The following is a 15,854-nucleotide window of genomic DNA, read 5'->3' on the forward strand; positions in this document are numbered from 1 at the left end:
AAGGAGTACCTCGCCGGCTTCTGGGTCTTCGAGGCGCCCGACCTCGACGTCGCCCTGAAGATCGCCACCGGCGGGTCACGGCCGGGCGAAGGGGCGGACCTCGACGCGGCGGTTGCAGGCCCGCGAACCCTCGGCGGCGATCTTCAGGGCGACGTCGAGGTCGGGCGCCTCGAAGACCCAGAAGCCGGCGAGGTACTCCTTCGTCTCCACGTACGGGCCGTCGGTGATCAGGCCCGCGCCGTCGCGGTTGTCGAGGACCGTCGCGGCGCTGGGCGCGGCGAGGCCGCCGGCGAAGACCCAGTGCCCCTCGTCCCGCATCCGGTCGTTGAACGCGTCGATCGCGGCCATCTCGTCGTCCCTGGGCACGATGCTGTCGTCGAAGAGGACGGAAACCAGGTACTGCATCCTCGGATCATCTCCCGTGGTCCGGGCCGCCCTCGTCGGCGGCGCTCATCCCATCTACGAACACGTCCCGCCCGATCCGACAGGTTCCTCAGGAATCTCCGAGGACGAGCAGGTCGCTGTCCATTGTGATGTGGCCCGGGTCGTCCCCGGCGGCGACCGCGCGGTCCAGGGCCGCGAAACCGAGCCGGGTCTCCTCCTCGGTCAGGTGCTCGAAGGTGGAGATGGCGCGCAGGCGGAGCCGCCGCGCGTAGGCGGCGAGGTCGGTGGCGACCGTCTCGCGGATCCGGTCGAGGCCGAGGACCGTCAGGCCAGCGTCCTCGAAGAGGCCGGTCACCTCGGCGACCGTCGGGAACATGCGCAGCTCGACGTCGCGGGCGCTGGGGAAGAACCGGTGCCAGTACAGGTCGGGCAGGCGGTCGGCGAAGGCGCTGCGGACCAGGACCCGGCCGCCCGGGCGCAGCACCCGGTGGATCTCCGCCGCCGCGCCGGGCCGGTCGACGATGTGGTGGAAGACGAGGAACAGCAGCACGACGTCGCAGGAGTCGTCCGGCAGCGGGATCGCTTCCGCGCTGCCCGCCAGGTACTGCACGCGCGGGTGGGGGGCCGCCTGCTCCCGCATCCGCCCGGACGGCTCGACGCCGTAGACCGGGCCGCCGAAGGTCTCCGCGAGGATCGGGGTGAAGCGGCCCGTGCCCGAGCCGAGGTCCAGCACCGTCAACGGGTTCGCCGCGCCCGCCCACCTGGCGAACACCCCGGACCAGAGCCCCGCGGTCCCTTCCGGCAGCGCCCGCCCGGCCGAGTACACCGAATGCTGCCGTACGTCGTAGTCAACCCGCTCCAGCATGGCCACCGTCCTCGAGGTTGCCGGCGGCCTGGGCCGCGACCGTGCCGTCGAGGTGGCAGTGCGACTCGTGCCGCACCCGGGTGCCCTCCCCGCAGCGATCTGACGATGAGTGTGACCGTACCCGTGCGGCCGGGCCCGCCGTGCCCGGCCGCTCCGAACTTGTGGCTCAGGGCGCGGAAAGCGCCTCGGTCGGTGACAGCCGGCTGGCGCGGATCGCCGGGTACAGGCCGGCGACCCCGCCGACGAGCATCGTCGCGGCGACGGCACCGGCGGTCGCCCACGCCGGGACGACCGAGGGCCACGCCTGGTAGGTGGCGTAGCCGGCGGTGACGGCGACGCCGAGCACCACCCCGCCGAGGCCGCCCATGGTGGACAGCAGCAGCGACTCGACGAGGAACTGGAGGCGGATCTGTCCGCGGGTGGCGCCGAGCGAGCGGCGCAGGCCGATCTCGGCACGGCGCTCCAGGACGGAGATGACCATCGTGTTGGCCACGCCGACGCCGCCGACCAGGAGGGCCACCGCGCCGAGGCCGAGGAGCAGGCCGTTGAGCGTCGTGTCGGCGGCCCGGCGGGCGGCGAGGACGGCCGACGGCTTGGACACCGCGACCGTGCCGGGCGCCTGCGGGTTGGCGGTCGCGGCCAGGACGCCGTGGACCGCCTCGATCTGGCTGTCGCGGGTCCGCGCGTAGACGGTGCTGGCCCGGCCGTCGAAGCCGAACGCGGTGGCGGCGACGTCCCAGCCGATGAGCACCGCCGCGTCCAGCTCGGGGGCGAGCGCGACCGGGCGCAGCACGCCGATCACGGTGAACCGTTCGCCGCCGACCAGGATCTCCACGTCGGGGCTGGCCCGCCCGACGCCGAGCCGCTCCGCGGCCGCCGCGCCCAGCACCGCCGCCGGGTACCGGCCGGTCAGGCCGTTGAGCCAGGTTCCGCCGCGCACCGTGGCGCCGACGGTCCGCGGCAGGCTCTCCCGCGCGGCGAGGACGGTGAGGCCGTTGGTCTCCGCCCGGTTGATCCGGTCCGTCCGGTACACCTTGGCGCCGGTGACCTTCCCGGTCGCCGAGACGCCGGTGACCGGGCCGATCCGCGCGATCATCGCCTCGGCCTCGGCGGGCAGCTTCGCCGCGTCGCCCTCGACGGTGCGGCCGGGCGCGACCGTCAGCAGGTTGGTGCCGAGGGCGGCGAGCTGGCGGTCGAGCTGTTCCCGGGACGAGGAGGAGATGCCGACGACCGCGACCATCGCGGCGATGCCGATCGCGATGCCGAGCGCCGACAGCAGCGCCCGGGTGGGCCGGGTGCGCAGGCCCGCCGCGCCGACCCGGACCACGTCCCGCACGTCCATGCGGGCCGGGGCGAGCTGGGCCGCGGTCACGATCGCGCCGCCGTCGCGGAGTCGGCGACGACCAGGCCGTCCCGCATGTGGACCTGCCGGTCGAGCGCCGCCGCCACCGAAGCGTCGTGGGTGATGACGACGACCGTGGTGCCGCCGGCGTGCAGCTCCCGCAGCAGCGCCAGGATGCCCCGCCCGGACACGGTGTCCAGGTTGCCGGTCGGCTCGTCGGCGAGCAGCAGCGCCGGCCCGCCGACCACGGCGCGGGCGATCGCGACCCGTTGCCGCTCGCCGCCGGACAGCTCGTGCGGCTCGTGGTCGAGGCGGTGCCCGAGTCCGACCCGCTCCAGCGTCGCCTCCGCCCGCCGGCGGCGCTCCTTCACCCGTACGCCCGCGTAGAGCAGCCCGTCGGCGACGTTGTCGAGTGCGGGCACCGCGGCGGCGAGGTGGAACTGCTGGAACACGAAGCCGATCCGGCTCGCCCGCAGCGCCGACAGCTGCCGGTCCGACAGCCGCGACACGTCGTGCCCGTCGACGGCGACCGTGCCCGAGGTGGGCCGGTCGAGGGTGCCGAGCATGTGCAGCATCGTCGACTTCCCGGAGCCGGACGGGCCGACCACGGCGACCAGCTCGCCGGCGCCGACGCGCAGCGTGATCCCGGCGAGCGCCCGGACCCCGCCCGGGTACTCCTTGGTGACGCCGGTCAGCTCGATCATCGCGGCATCCCCACGGTCATGCCCTCGCGCAGGCCGTCGCCGGTGACCTCGACCCGGCCGTTGGCGAACAGGGCGGTCTCCACCCGCACGTACCGGGTGCCGGAGCCCTCGACGACCTCGAGGCCGTAGCCGCCCTCGGCGAGCGCGACGAGCGCCGCGACCGGCACGGTCAGCACGTCCTTGTGCTCGGCGGCGGTGAACGTCACGGTGACCACGGCCGCCTCGACGCCGGTCGCGGCCGACGGGTCGCCCAGCGACACGATCGCCTCGATCTTCGTCAGCGGCGGGCCGTCCTGCTGCTCGATCACCGTGTACACCCGCTCGACCCGGCCGGGCACCGTCCGGCCGTCGGGCATCTGGACCTGGACGGCGACGCCCTTGCGGGCCAGGCGCTGCTTGGACACGTCGAGCTTGACGGTGATCTCCCGTCCGGTGCCGGTGAACCGCAGCACCTCGTCGCCGCCCCCGGTGGACGCGTTGACGCCGGCGGTGACGGTGTCGACGCGGATCGCCCCGGGCGCGAACAGGACCCGGCCGAGCTCGACCTGCCCGGTCTGCGGCAGGTGGTTCGCCTGCTGCCAGCGGCGTACCGCGGTGGCCGTCGTCGTCGAGTAGTTGTCGTCGACCGTGAACCCGGTATAGCCGAGCGCCCGCAGGTTCGTCTCCAGCTGCCGGACGTCGGCGCCGACGACACCCGGGGCGAGCGTCCGGTACGCGGCGACCTCCCCGAACAGCAGCACGACCGGCGCGTCGTCCACGCGGTACACCGGCTGGCCGCGGTCGATGACGTCGCCGGCCTGCGGCAGCCGGGTGAGCACGCCCGGGATCCGGCCCGCGAGGGCCGTGGCGGGACCGTAGCCGAGGCTGCCGGGCTCGTCGTCGGTGTCCAGCATCGTCGTGCGGGTCACCTGCGCGGTGGCCGGCGGCAGGTCGGACGCGTCCTGGGTGCCGGTGTCGCCGCCGCCGAACTGGAACCCGGCGAGCCCGACGGCCGCCGCCGTGGCCGCGCCCACGACCCCGGCGACCGCGGCGGCCTGCCCGCGCCGTCTCACCGGGTCACCGCGGGGCCCGGCGTGCAGGACCGGACGTGGTCGTCGCACAGCAGCGGCAGCGACCCGGCCGTCAGCGACCTGCTCATCGGGACGCCGCCGGGGACGGGGTGAACGAGCGGACCTGGTCGTCGCAGAGGCGCTTCGTCTCCTCGTACCGCGGACTCTGGCGGATCGCGTCCGGCACGACCGCCCGTCCGTCGGCGTCCGGGTCGGGAAAGTCGGGGAAGCCGTGCGCCCGCATGCACCGCGAGAACTCCCGGGACTTCTCCACCTTCGCCGCCGCCTCCGCCGGCGGGAGCTGCGGCAGCAGCGGCGCGCACGCCGCCTCCGCGGCCACCAGCTTGTCGTTGCCGACGGCGGCCTTGTCGACCGGGCCCATCCGAATGCTCGACGCGCTGACCTCCGGGTCGCCGAGCGGGACGCCGTGCTCCCGCATGCACCGCGTGTAGGCGATCGCCTGCTCCTGCAGGCTGCCGGTCGCGGTCGCGCTTGGCCTGGACGTGCCGTCGACCGTGGCGACACCGTCGTCGCTGCCGGCGTTCGAGCAGGCGCCGGCGCACGCGGCGAGCAGGAGCGGCAGCACGGCCCGGGCGAGGAGTCTCGTTCTCATGGCGGCCAGTGCAGCAGCGGACCGGCAACGCGGGCGTCACAGCGTCTGTAACGCTGGTGTTATCCCCGCCCACCGACAATGGCAGGGAAAGGACGGTCCGGTGCGGGTGCTGCTGATCGAGGACGAGGCGCTGCTGGCCGAGCAGGTCGCCGACGGGCTGCGCGACCACGGCATGGCGGTGGACGTGGCCGGCGACGGGCTGGACGGGCTGCACAAGGCCGGCGCCAACCGGTATGACGTGGTGGTCCTCGACCGGGACCTGCCGCTGCTGCACGGCGACCAGGTCTGCACGGCGCTCGCCGCGGGCGGCAGCGACGCGCGGGTGCTGATGCTCACCGCCGCGGGCGAGGCGGCGGACCGGGTCGCCGGCCTGATCCTGGGCGCCGACGACTACCTGCCGAAGCCGTTCGTCTTCGACGAGCTGGTGCTGCGGATCCGGGCGCTGGCGCGGCGGGCCAACAACGCGCCGCGGGTGCTGCAACGCGCCGACCTCACGTTCGACACCGGCCGGCGGGTCGTGACCCGCGGCGGGCGCATCATCCCGCTCACCACGAAGGAGCTGGCCGTGCTGGAGATCCTGATGTCCGCCGCCGGCGCCGTGGTCAGCGCCGAGGATCTCCTCGAGCGGGCGTGGGACGAGCACGCGGACCCGTTCACCGCGACCGTCCGGGTGACCGTGGCGCGGCTGCGCAAGAAGCTCGGCGACCCGCCGCTGATCGAGACGCTCGTCGGCGCGGGGTACCGGCTGTGAAGACGCACCGGCCCCGCCGCTCGATCCGGCTGCGGCTCACCCTGGTGTACGCGGTGATGCTGGTCCTCACCTGCGCGGGGCTGCTCGCGCTCAACTACGCGCTGCTGTACAACAGCCTCTACACCAACGTGCACGGCCCGACCGCGGCCGAACTGGCCGTGATCCAGCCACCCACGGACGGCTCGGAGGGGGCCGACAAGTTCGAGGCGGTGAAGCGGGAGCTGGCCGAGACCGAGCGGCTGCGCCGGCGCGAGCTGCTGCACACCGGGGAGATGTCGGTCCTGGCGCTGGCGTTGACGTTCGTCGCCGGGGTCGGCGTCTCGTGGATCGTCACCGGCCGCATGCTCCGGCCGCTGCGCACCCTGACCACCACGACCCGGCGGATCTCGCAGGACCACCTGCACGAGCGGGTCGCGCTGGCCGGTCCGGACGACGAGCTCAAGGAGCTGGCCGACACCTTCGACGCGATGGTGACCAGGCTGGAGGGGTCGTTCAACAGCCAGCGGAGGTTCGTCGCCGACGCCTCGCACGAGCTGCGGACCCCCCTCGCCATCGTCCGGACGGGCGCGGAGGTCCTGCTCGCCAAGCGGCAGAGCACGCCCGAGCAGTGGCAGGCGATGGCGACCCGCGTGCTCACCGCGACCGGCCGGGCCGAGCGGCTGCTGGACGGCCTGCTGGCCCTGGCCCGCAGCGACAGTGGTGCCGTCACCCGCGAGCCGCACGACCTGGCGCTCGCCGCGGCCACCGCGCTCGGCGACGCGGACCCCGAGGCCGTGGCCGCCGACCTGACCGTCACCACCGACCTGCGCCCGGCGCCCGCGCTCGGCGACCCGGCCCTGCTCGACCAGCTGGTGCGCAACCTGGTGGACAACGCGGTCCGGCACAACGTCCCCGGCGGCTGGGTCGACGTGACGACCGGCGGCCCCGACGGCCCCGGCGGCCCGGCGGTCGTGGTGGTCCGCAACAGCGGCCCGGCCATCCCGCCGGCGGAGGTCGACCGCCTGTTCGAGCCGTTTCAGCGGCTGTCCGCCGGCCGCCCGGCGGGCGGCCGCTCCACCGGCCTGGGCCTCGCCATCGTCCGGTCGATCGTCCGCGCCCACGGCGGCACGGTCGTCGCCGAGCCACAGGACACCGGCGGCCTGACGGTCACCGTCACCCTGCCACCGCCGCCGTGACCGGGCCACCGGCGGGTGCCCGGGTGTGGCAGGAACGCCTGAGCGGCCGGGACCAGGCGTGGGTCAGGCACGGTCCGCGGGGTCTTCCTTCGGGTAGCAGGCGACCGCCAGGCGGAACCCGTCGCCTTCGGCGCCGCCGTAGCGGGTGAACAGGTCCTGCAGCGTCTGCTGCAGCTCCTCGAGGAACGCCTTGCGCTGCTCAGGGCGCACCTTGATCTCGCCCGACACGCCGATCGACGGCAGGTCCGGACGGGTGAGGTCGAGCGCGGCGATGTCCGCCTGCACCTCCTCCATCAGGTCGACCAGGTGGCCGAGGCTGAGCAGGTCGCGGGCCTGGCGCAGCCCGATCCGGCCGACCAGGCCCGGGGACAGCCAGTAGGACCGGCCGGCCGCCTGATAGATCCCCTCGTGGATCCCGCGCACCCGGCGCTCGGCGACCTGACTGACCAGGCCGGCCTCCACCAGGCGCTTCACGTGGTAGTAGACCCGCTGCGGGGTCTGGTCGAGCTCGACCGCGACCTCGGTGCAGGACCGGGGCTCGGCGAGCCGCCGCAGCACGTCGATCCGCTGCGGCTTGAGCAGGGCCTCAGCCTGCTCGATCTGGTCGAGGTAGACGACGTCTCTCATGACAAGCCAAGTCTTTACGTACAAGATTTTTTTGTCAATAGGCACGCCGGAGGAACCCGGCATCCTCCACGGAGGCCGGGCTCAGTGGCAGTGCGGCTCCTGCCGGTCGCCGACCGGGGTCACGGACGGCCTGGTCCACTGGGGCACGGGCCGGCCGTCGCGGCGCCACCTGGTGTACGTCGGCTCCTGGGGCCAGCCGTCCGGGGACGACTCCCAGGCCTCCTGGCGGCCGTAGGCGGTCATGTCGAGCAGCTTGTGCGAGCCCATGATGGCCTCGACGCCGCGGCCGGTGGTCTCGTACGTGAGGAAGAACCGGTCGCCCTGGCGCAGGTAGCAGGCGATGACGCCACCACCGGCGTAGGCGGGGTCGTCGATGCCGTAGGTCGAATACCAGCGGTGGGTGTAGCCCATGAACTCCCGGAACGGGGCCATCTGGTAATACGGGCCCTCGCCGAAGACGGCGAACGAGATGCCGCGCTCCTCCAGGTAGGCGGCGTCGTGGAAGTCCCAGATGGACGCGGTGCAGCCCTCGCACTGGTCCTCGAACGGCTTGTCCAGGTGCCACATGTGCTTGTAGACGACCAGCTGGTCGCGGCCGGCGAAGATGTCGGCGAGCGGGGTCGGGCCGCCGGCCCCGACCAGGGAGGTCGGCGTGACCTCGGTCATCGGCAGGCGGCGGCGCGCCGCGGCGATCGCGTCGCCCTCGCGGGTGTGGGCCTTCTCGCGGGCCAACAGGCCTTCCCGCTCGCGCAGCCAGGTCGCGCGGTCCACGACCGCCGGGGTGGGCGTCACATCATGGGAAGCGGTCATGTCCAGTATCCTAAACATAGTCGAACCTATGTTCACCAGAGTGAGCCGGGATGAGCCAGAGTGTTCCGGAGCGATCCAGGGTGAGCCGGAGCGGGGAGGGGCGAGGCGCGCGTGCCGGTCAGGCAGGGCTACGGCGACCACGGCGACGCGTGCCGCGCCGCGAACGCGCTCGACCTCGTCGGCGACCGGTGGACGCTCATCATCGTGCGGGAGCTGGTCCTCGGCCCGAAGCGCTTCGGGGACCTGCAGGACGCGGTCCGCGGCATCACCCCCGCCGTCCTCACCGAGCGGCTGCGGTCGCTGTGCCAGGCCGGCATCGTCGACCACGTCGTGCTGCCCGACCTCGCCCGCACCCGGGCGTATGTCGCCACCGCGTGGGGCCGCGACCTCGAGGGCGTCCTGGCGGCCCTCGGCCGCTGGTATTCCGCCGGCCCCGACCCGGCCACGACCGGCGGCATGACGCCCGACGCGGTCGTCCTCGCGATGCGGACGATGGCCCCGGAGGCGCCGGGCGAGGTGCCGGCCGTCGTGCTGCGCCTCCACGACGCCCGGCGCGCCCACCCGCCCGTCCGTGTCTTCCACACCGTGGCCGAGGGCGGCGCCGTACACGTGAGGACCGGCGAGATCCGGGACCCGGCCGCGACCGTGACGGCCGACTCGACCGCGTGGACCCACATCCTCTTCGAGGGCCTCGGCCTCGACGCCGCGGACATCGACGGAGACCAGGGCGCCGTCGCCCGGCTCGTCGGCCTCTACACTCCACCGGCGTGACCCTCGGCCCCGACGCGCAACAGCTGCTCCAGGCCATGACGGGGCCCGCCCCGGACGACCCGCGGTTCACCGGCGAGCCCCCGGACCTGAGCCGCGTCGGCGACGAGGAGCTCGGCGCCCTGTTCGTGGCGGCGTGGCAGGTGGCCCCGGAGACAACACAAGGGGCAACACAAGGGGCGACACAGGAGACGGCACCGGCGGCGGTCACGGCCGCCGGCGCGGTGCGGCTCGCGGTCCAGGAGCGTTCGCCGGCGTTCACCCCGACCGCGTGCACCGACCTGTTCCACACCATCGCGGAGCGCGGGTTCAGCCCCGGCGTGGCGGTGGCCGCGGTGCTGCGCTGCACCGGCCCGCTCCCGCCCGATCTCGCCGCACCGGCGGCGGTGCTGGCCCGCGACGCCCGGGGGCTCGGACGGCTCGTGCTGGCCGCCCTGGCCGGGCCCGCCGTCCACGCGGCCGTCAGCGCCGGGGTTCGGGCGGACCTGGCCGGCGACCCGCTCGCGGCCGCCGAGGTCGAGGAGGTGCTCGCGCTGGACGTGGCGGGACGGGCGGTGGTGGCCGAGGCCGACCGGCACCGGGACATGGGCGGGGTGGCGGCGCTGCCCGACATCATCGACCGGCTCGCCGGCCTCCCCGGGTACGGGCCGTTCGCCCGCACCGCGCTGGAGACCGCCGGCGCGCGCATCGTCGACATCCACAGTGGACGGACCGCGTACGCAGCGGACAAGGCGTTCACACCCCTCGAGGTCGACGTGCTCTGGCGGGCGTGCCAGGTGGCGCTGCTGCGGGACGAGCCTTGGGTGGGCGAGGTGCTGCAGCGGCTGCTGCCCGGCGCCGTGGTGGCGCCGACCTCGGCGAGGACCGCACCGTCCCAGGCGGCCGGCCACGCCCTCGCCCAGGCGGTGGCGGCCTGGCCGACGCCGGAGTCGGTGGCGGCGCTGCGGGCGGCCCGCACCGCGGCCCGCCACGCCGGTCTCGTCAAGAAGCTCGACCGGCTGGTGCCCGTCGCGGAGCAGGGCCTCGCCCGGCGGCCCGCGATCGCGCTGCGCCTGCCGGCCGGCGCCGCCCCGACCCGGGCCCAGCTGACGACGATGACCCACGCCCTCGAGGGCGGGTACCTCGGCGACGTCAGCTTCCCGTGGGAGCGGTGGCACGCCGACGTGCCCGGCGACCTCGCCGCGCGGCTGATCTGGGAGGCCGAGACCGCGCCCGGCCGGTGGGAGGCGGCCCTCGGCGCGCCGCCGCGGGGCGGGCGGGTGCGGCTGTGGCACCCTGCGCGGGCCGGCGCGGCGGACCGGGCCGCCTGGCGGGACACGGTCGTCGAGCGGCGGTTGACGCAGCCGGTCCGGCAGGCGTTCCGCGAGCACTACCCGGCCAGCGACGGCACCGAGACCGACATGTTCGGCGGGTACGCGGTGGCGATCCGGCCGCTGCTCGGCGTGGCGGTGCGCGACGGCTGGCGCGGCGAGCACGGCGCCGGGCTGCTCCGCCGCGACCTGGGCCGGTGGCGGGTGGCGTTCGCCGTCGACGGCCCGCTGCACCGCGGAGCGTCCGGGTTCGGCTTCACCGGCGCGCTGCACCTGCAGCACCGCGACGGCAGCCAGTGGTGCCCGGCCCGGTTCACCGACGCGCCGCCGGTGCTCGTGTCGGAGGCGCTGCGCAGCGTGGACCTGCTCGTCAGCGTGGCCGCGTTCGGTCTCGACGACGACCCGCGGCTGCGCGACGACGCCCGCTGGCAGGCGCTCACCCGTCTCGCCGACCGGCCGCTCGGCGAGCCGGACCGGATGCGCCGCGCGGCGCTGCGCCGGATCCTCGCCGGCGTCGACGGCGTGTCGTTCGGCGACCGGCACGTCCACGTCGGCCCCTACGCCGTGCACCTCGCCACCGCCCGCGTCACCCGCGACGGCGACCCGGTCGCCACCGACGTGCGGCACCGGGTCCCCGCCTCGGCGGTGCCGTGGCTACCGTACGACGAACACCTGCTGGAACGCGTCGCCCACACGGTCGTCGCGCTCGCCCACTGATTCGGGGTGCCCGGATGGCGGTCCTCTACGTCGCGCTGCTCGTCACCGCCGGATGGGCCGGGGCGGGACTGCCGCGCCCGGCCGGGCCCGCGAAGGTGCCGGTGGCGACGCTGGTCTCGGTGGCGGTCGTCGCGGTCGTGTCGGGGCTGCAGCTGACGGTGGCGCCGGGGCTGTTCGAGGCGCTGCGGCGGGACCGGACGGCGATCGCGGACGGGCAGGTGTGGCGGCTCGTCAGCTCGTTCGTCGTGCAGGACAGCGGCTGGACCGGCACCGTCTTCAACCTGGTCGCGCTGGCCGTCCTCGGCACGCTCGTCGAACGCCGCTGGGGCGCGGCGCGGTGGCTCGTGCTCGCCGGCACGGTGCAGGTGCTCGGCGGGCTGTGGGGGCTCGTCGTCCTGCCGGTCGGCGCGGGCAGCTCGCTGGTCGACTTCGGCCTCGCCGCGTCCCTCGCCGCGGCGGCGCTGGTGCTCGGCACGTCGGTCCAGGTCCGGGTGCTGGGGACGGTGAGCCTCGTCGCGGCGCTCGTGCTGCTCGTCCTCGGCGACGTCCACGGCGGGGCCGCGACGCTGGGCGCGGCGGCGGGTGTGACGCTCGCCGTCCAGCAACGGCGGTCGATAGGCTCGGTGCATGTCTGACGGGGAGACGCTCGGCATCGACTTCGGCACGTCGCACACCGTCGCCGCCCTCGCCCGGGCCGACCCGCACCGCGCCGTCGAGTTGCTGCTCTTCGACGCCTCGCCGCTGCTGCCGTCCGGGGTGCACGCCGAGGGCGGCGAGCTCCTCGTCGGGCGCGACGCGCAGCGCGGCGCGCGGCTCGACCCGTCGGCCTACGAGCCGCACCCGAAGCGCCGCGTCGACGACGGTGCGCTCCTGCTCGGCGGCGCCGAGGTGCCCGTCCGTGACGCGATCGCCGCGGTGCTGCGGCGGGCCGGGGGTGAGGCCGCCCGTACCCTCGGCGGCGCGACACCGTCAGGGCTCGTCCTGACGCACCCGGCCGGTTGGGGGCCGCGGCGGCGGCAGCTCCTCGTCGACGCGGCCGCGGCGGCCGGCCTGCCCGCACCGCGGCTGGTGCCGGAGCCGGTCGCGGCCGCCGTCTCGTTCACCACGGTGCTCGGCCACCGCGTCGACGTCGGCAGCACGGTGGTCGTGTACGACTTCGGCGGCGGCACGTTCGACATCAGCGTCGTGCGGCGCACCGGCGGCGACCCAGGCGGTGATGCATGGGACGTCGTGGCGGCCGACGGCCTCGACGACGTCGGCGGCGTGGACCTCGACGCGGCGGTCGTCGACTGGGTCGGCCGGCAGGTCGCGGACCGCGATCCCGCGCGGTGGCAACGGCTCGCCTCGCCCGGCTCCGCCGTCGACCGGCGGCACCGGGCGACGCTGTGGGAGGACGCCCGGGCCGTGAAGGAACAGCTGACCCGCGGCAGCAGCGCCGGGCTGAGCGTGCCGCTCTTCGACGTCGACCTGCACCTGACCCGCGATGAGCTCGACACGCTCGTCCGGCCGTGGCTGGAGCGCACCGTCACGCTCACCACGGCGACGCTCTTCACCAGCGGGGTCACCGCCGACCGGCTCGCCGGGGTGTTCCTCGTCGGCGGGTCGAGCCGGATCCCGCTGGTCGCCACGCTGCTGCACCGGGCGCTGGGGGTGGCGCCGGTGGTGCTGGAGCAGCCCGAGCTCGTCGTCGCCAACGGCAGCGTCCACACCGTGGGCGCCGCACCCACGCCCGCGGTGGCGGCTCCGCTTCCGGTCGATCGCACTGTACGGGCGGCTGCCCCTCCCCCGCCTCCACCGCCGGTCGCGCCGGTCGAACCCGCCACCGCCCCGGTCGAAGCTCCCACGGCCGCTCCTGTCGCCGGTCGTGACAGCGTCCCGGAAGAGCCGGTCACGGCGGCGCGGCGGCGGGTCGCGCACCCGGTGCTGCTCACCGCGGCCGGCGTCGCCGTGCTGCTCACCGCGGTGCAGATGGCGCAGTTCCGGACGCTGTTCGGCGACCTCAAGGCCCGCTCGCCCGGCTCCACCGACTTCGGGATCACCGTGGAGGGCGTCGCGTATGCGGCGGCGCTGCCGCTGCTCGCCCTCATCGCCGCCGTCCTGGCGGCACGGGCCCGCTCCTGGCCCTGGGCCGCGGCGCTCACGGCCACCGCGGCCGGCACCGTGCTGCTCCTGCGCGCGACGCGGTTCGTCCACGACGGCGACGGCGGCGTCGAGCGGCACGACCTGCTCGGCTGGCTCCGGGACGCCACCACCGCCGGCGGCGCACCCGGGTCCGCCTTCATCGCCGTACTGTGCCTGCTCGCCTGCGCCGCACCGGTCGCGTGGTTCGCGGTCCGCGGCGCGGGCCGGCCGGCACCGGACCGCGTCCGGCCGGCGCTGCTCGCCACCGCGGTCACCGCCGTCCTGCTCGCGGTCGCCAGCACCGCGACGATGGTCCTGGGCCGCGCCAACCCGGTCCGCGCGAAGTTCTCGCCGTTCACGCCGTTCACGCCGATCACCGTCATCGACGCGTCCGGACCCGGCCGCAACGTCCACCGCGGCCTGCTCGGCCTGGGCGTCGTGGACTGGCCCGGCAACCACGTCGGCCCCCAGCCGTGGCAGATCAGCTGGATCCTCGCGCTGCTCGCCGGCGCCGCCGCGCTCGCGCTCGCCGTCCGCGCCGGCCGCCAGGCCTGGGCGGTGCTGACCGGCGGCGGACTGCTCGCCTCGGTGGTCGTGGCCGTGCTCGCCGCCGGCACCTACCTCAACAGCCGCCAGCCCCTGCTCGCGGTCCTGCTCCTCGCGGTCACCATGCTCGCCGCCGTCCCGGCGGGCCAGTACGCAATACGCTTCCACGCCGTCGCCCGGACATGACGGCGCAGGGTTCCGTCGAAGTTTGCCGGGACCCTCTTGCTCCGGCGAAGGCATTGACCTACGTTGAGCATCGACATCCACCGGGGGCGATGTGCTGAAGCACGGCCGCGCGCCGGTGGCCCATGCGATCCACGGGGGATTCGATGACGTCTGTCTGGAAGAAGTCTGCCCAGAGCCTGCTCGCGGTGGCGGCTGTTGCCGCGTCTGTGCTCTTCGCGCCCGCCGCGGGCCACGCGGCACCCTCCTGCTCCCCGGTCGCACCGACCGAGGCGGCGGCCGCCGCAACCGCGAAGGCCTGCGGGATCACCGTCGAGGCGCTCGACCACCGCTCCGCCACGAGCAGCCTGCAGGTGCAGGCCGACGGCACCGCCGTGCTGTACGTGTCGACGTACGCGTGGACCCAGGTGTCCAGCGGCTACCCGACCACCTCGTTCTGGACGACCAACCGGGACGCCATGCGCTCCGGCCGGGAGTACGGCACCACCCGGGCGTGGCGGTCGTTCGTCCGCTTCGACGGCCTGGCCCCGGTCGCCGGCACCCAGATCCTCAACGCGACCGTCACGCTGACGCTCAACCACTCGGCCTCGTGCGCCGCGACGCCGGTCGACCTGTGGAAGACCCAGGACCTGACCACTCCGGCGACGACCACCTGGGCCAACTCGCTCGGCTACTGGCAGACGAAGGTTGCGTCGGTCTCCACGGCGGCCAACACCACCTGCGGCTCGGCGCCGCACGCGGTCACGTTCAGCGGCGGCGTGACCAACGCCGTCCAGCAGAAGGCCGCCGGGGGCGGTGCCGACATCACGTTCGGCCTGCGCGCCCTGGACGAGAACGACCAGCTGCAGTGGAAGAAGTTCGCGCCGACCGGCGCGTTCCTCGAGATCTGGTACCAGACCGCCTGACGGTGGACTGATCACCCCATCGGTCATCAGTACCGGCGGACGCCGGGCACTCCTCGTGGAGGATGATCGCGGGGTGGACATCGCAGACACACCTCGCGTCATGAACGTCGCGCGCGGGGACGGCGGGGTCCGATGAGCGTGCTGGTCGTCGGCGCGGTCAACGTCGACCTCGTCGTCCACACGCCGCGGATCGCGCCGCCCGGCGAGACGATCATCGCCACCGGGTCGACGACCGTGGCGGGCGGCAAGGGCGGCAACCAGGCCGTCGCGGTGAGCCGGCTCGGCGGGGCGTGCGCGCTCGTCGCCCGGGTCGGCGCCGGGTTCGACTACGGCAGCCTCGACGGTGTGGATGTGACGCGGGTGCGGCAGGACCCGGCGCCGACCGGACTCGCCATCGTCATGCTCGACGCCAGGGGCGAGAACGCGATCACCGTCGTCCCCGGCGCCAACGCGAACCTGGCACCCGACGACGTCGGCGAGCTCACCGGCGCCGGCGTCGTCCTGGCCAGCCTCGAGGTGCCCCTGGAGACCGTCGCCGAGGCGGGCCGGCGGGCGGCCGCGGCGGGCTGGACGTTCGTGCTCAACCCCGCGCCGACGGGGCCGCTGCCGTCGTCGCTGCTCGCGCAGGTCGACGTCCTGGTGCCCAACGAGCACGAGCTGGCGCTGCTCGGCCCGCCCGAGACCCTGCTGGCCCGGGGTGTCGGCACGGTGGTCGTCACGCTCGGGTCGGCCGGCTGCCGGGTACACCGGCCGGACAGCGTCACCGAGTTCCCTGCCCATCCGGTGCGGGCGGTCGACACCACCGGCGCCGGGGACGCGTTCTGCGGCGCGCTCGCCTGGGCCCTCGACGCGGGCCGCGACCTCGACGACGCCGTCCGGCTCGCCTGCGCCGCCGGCGCCCTCGCGACCCGGGCCGTCGGTGCCCGCGCCAGCCTGCCCACCGCCGCCGAGGTCACCGCGCTGGCCGCGAGCCTGCGAGCGTGA

16 protein-coding genes are annotated in these 15,854 nt (G+C 75.1%); 8 read left to right on the forward strand and 8 right to left on the reverse strand.

The features are described from left to right. Nucleotides 1-75: 75 nt before the first annotated feature. The 6 genes from ABZ321_RS43885 to ABZ321_RS43910 form a co-directional block, all read right to left on the reverse strand. A complete protein-coding gene (locus tag ABZ321_RS43885) occupies nt 76-405 on the reverse strand; it encodes a YciI family protein (protein WP_354901765.1) in 330 nt (109 codons plus the stop codon). A gap of 88 nt (nt 406-493) precedes the next feature. Next, the gene (locus ABZ321_RS43890; RefSeq protein ID WP_344507434.1) at nt 494-1,249 is read right to left on the reverse strand and encodes a class I SAM-dependent methyltransferase; all 756 of its coding nucleotides are present in this window, start codon (nt 1,247-1,249) and stop codon (nt 494-496) included. Nucleotides 1,250-1,415: 166 nt separating this feature from the next. After that, nucleotides 1,416-2,621, reverse strand: a complete 1,206-nt coding sequence (locus tag ABZ321_RS43895; RefSeq protein WP_354901767.1) for an ABC transporter permease — start codon at nt 2,619-2,621, stop codon at nt 1,416-1,418. Further along, nucleotides 2,618-3,295: an ABC transporter ATP-binding protein gene (locus ABZ321_RS43900; RefSeq protein WP_354901769.1), complete on the reverse strand. Its 678-nt coding sequence runs from the start codon at nt 3,293-3,295 to the stop codon at nt 2,618-2,620. Before ABZ321_RS43900 ends, ABZ321_RS43895 begins: the two co-directional genes overlap by 4 nt. Continuing rightward, nucleotides 3,292-4,347 (reverse strand): peptidoglycan-binding protein, encoded by a 1,056-nt coding sequence (locus tag ABZ321_RS43905; protein ID WP_354901771.1) that lies wholly within the window; start codon nt 4,345-4,347, stop codon nt 3,292-3,294. The genes ABZ321_RS43900 and ABZ321_RS43905 overlap by 4 nt, the downstream gene beginning before the upstream one ends. Nucleotides 4,348-4,429: 82 nt before the next feature. After that, nucleotides 4,430-4,957, reverse strand: coding sequence for a hypothetical protein (locus tag ABZ321_RS43910; RefSeq protein WP_354901773.1), 528 nt, complete (start codon nt 4,955-4,957; stop codon nt 4,430-4,432). Nucleotides 4,958-5,057: 100 nt separating this feature from the next. Here ABZ321_RS43910 and ABZ321_RS43915 point away from each other — a divergent pair, with 100 nt between their 5' ends. Together ABZ321_RS43915 and ABZ321_RS43920 are read left to right on the forward strand one after the other, a co-directional pair. Continuing rightward, nucleotides 5,058-5,708, forward strand: coding sequence for a response regulator transcription factor (locus tag ABZ321_RS43915; protein ID WP_344507425.1), 651 nt, complete (start codon nt 5,058-5,060; stop codon nt 5,706-5,708). After that, entirely contained in the window at nt 5,705-6,883 is a 1,179-nt protein-coding gene (locus ABZ321_RS43920) for a HAMP domain-containing sensor histidine kinase (protein ID WP_354901775.1), read from the forward strand. Before ABZ321_RS43915 ends, ABZ321_RS43920 begins: the two co-directional genes overlap by 4 nt. A 63-nt stretch (nt 6,884-6,946) precedes the next feature. On the opposite strand, the gene ABZ321_RS43925 is transcribed toward ABZ321_RS43920, so the two are convergent. Continuing rightward, nucleotides 6,947-7,510, reverse strand: a complete 564-nt coding sequence (locus ABZ321_RS43925) for a helix-turn-helix domain-containing protein (RefSeq protein ID WP_344507421.1) — start codon at nt 7,508-7,510, stop codon at nt 6,947-6,949. An 81-nt stretch (nt 7,511-7,591) separates the two neighbouring features. Then, a complete protein-coding gene (locus ABZ321_RS43930; RefSeq protein ID WP_344507419.1) occupies nt 7,592-8,320 on the reverse strand; it encodes a DUF899 family protein in 729 nt (242 codons plus the stop codon). 111 nt (nt 8,321-8,431) lie between these two features. Between ABZ321_RS43930 and ABZ321_RS43935 the strand changes: the two genes are divergently transcribed. The 6 genes from ABZ321_RS43935 (at nt 8,432) to ABZ321_RS43960 (ending at nt 15,854) form a co-directional block, all read left to right on the forward strand. After that, nucleotides 8,432-9,091 carry a helix-turn-helix domain-containing protein gene (locus tag ABZ321_RS43935; protein ID WP_354901778.1) on the forward strand — a complete coding sequence of 220 codons (660 nt, stop codon included), beginning with the start codon at nt 8,432-8,434 and terminating at the stop codon, nt 9,089-9,091. Next, complete coding sequence (locus tag ABZ321_RS43940) at nt 9,088-11,115, forward strand: DUF4132 domain-containing protein (RefSeq protein ID WP_354901780.1); 2,028 nt, start codon at nt 9,088-9,090, stop codon at nt 11,113-11,115. Before ABZ321_RS43935 ends, ABZ321_RS43940 begins: the two co-directional genes overlap by 4 nt. A gap of 14 nt (nt 11,116-11,129) precedes the next feature. Further along, nucleotides 11,130-11,750, forward strand: coding sequence for a rhomboid family intramembrane serine protease (locus ABZ321_RS43945; RefSeq protein ID WP_354901782.1), 621 nt, complete (start codon nt 11,130-11,132; stop codon nt 11,748-11,750). Further along, entirely contained in the window at nt 11,743-13,968 is a 2,226-nt protein-coding gene (locus tag ABZ321_RS43950) for an Hsp70 family protein (protein ID WP_354901784.1), read from the forward strand. Before ABZ321_RS43945 ends, ABZ321_RS43950 begins: the two co-directional genes overlap by 8 nt. Nucleotides 13,969-14,111: 143 nt before the next feature. Further along, the gene (locus ABZ321_RS43955; protein ID WP_354901786.1) at nt 14,112-14,870 is read left to right on the forward strand and encodes a DNRLRE domain-containing protein; all 759 of its coding nucleotides are present in this window, start codon (nt 14,112-14,114) and stop codon (nt 14,868-14,870) included. 132 nt (nt 14,871-15,002) lie between these two features. Then, nucleotides 15,003-15,854: a ribokinase gene (locus ABZ321_RS43960; RefSeq protein WP_344507409.1), complete on the forward strand. Its 852-nt coding sequence runs from the start codon at nt 15,003-15,005 to the stop codon at nt 15,852-15,854.

Origin of the sequence: Dactylosporangium sp. NPDC006015 (assembly GCF_040614215.1) — a bacterium.
Classification (GTDB): Bacteria; Actinomycetota; Actinomycetes; order Mycobacteriales; family Micromonosporaceae; genus Dactylosporangium; species Dactylosporangium maewongense.

Coding starts and splice junctions, on each gene's coding strand:
- ABZ321_RS43955 (WP_354901786.1), top strand. CDS start 14,112: ATGACGTCTGTCTGGAAGAAGTCTGCCCAGAGCCTGCTCGCGGTGGCG.
- ABZ321_RS43930 (WP_344507419.1), bottom strand. CDS start 8,320: ATGACCGCTTCCCATGATGTGACGCCCACCCCGGCGGTCGTGGACCGC.
- ABZ321_RS43945 (WP_354901782.1), top strand. CDS start 11,130: ATGGCGGTCCTCTACGTCGCGCTGCTCGTCACCGCCGGATGGGCCGGG.
- ABZ321_RS43960 (WP_344507409.1), top strand. CDS start 15,003: ATGAGCGTGCTGGTCGTCGGCGCGGTCAACGTCGACCTCGTCGTCCAC.
- ABZ321_RS43890 (WP_344507434.1), bottom strand. CDS start 1,249: ATGCTGGAGCGGGTTGACTACGACGTACGGCAGCATTCGGTGTACTCG.
- ABZ321_RS43900 (WP_354901769.1), bottom strand. CDS start 3,295: ATGATCGAGCTGACCGGCGTCACCAAGGAGTACCCGGGCGGGGTCCGG.
- ABZ321_RS43885 (WP_354901765.1), bottom strand. CDS start 405: ATGCAGTACCTGGTTTCCGTCCTCTTCGACGACAGCATCGTGCCCAGG.
- ABZ321_RS43910 (WP_354901773.1), bottom strand. CDS start 4,957: ATGAGAACGAGACTCCTCGCCCGGGCCGTGCTGCCGCTCCTGCTCGCC.
- ABZ321_RS43925 (WP_344507421.1), bottom strand. CDS start 7,510: ATGAGAGACGTCGTCTACCTCGACCAGATCGAGCAGGCTGAGGCCCTG.
- ABZ321_RS43950 (WP_354901784.1), top strand. CDS start 11,743: ATGTCTGACGGGGAGACGCTCGGCATCGACTTCGGCACGTCGCACACC.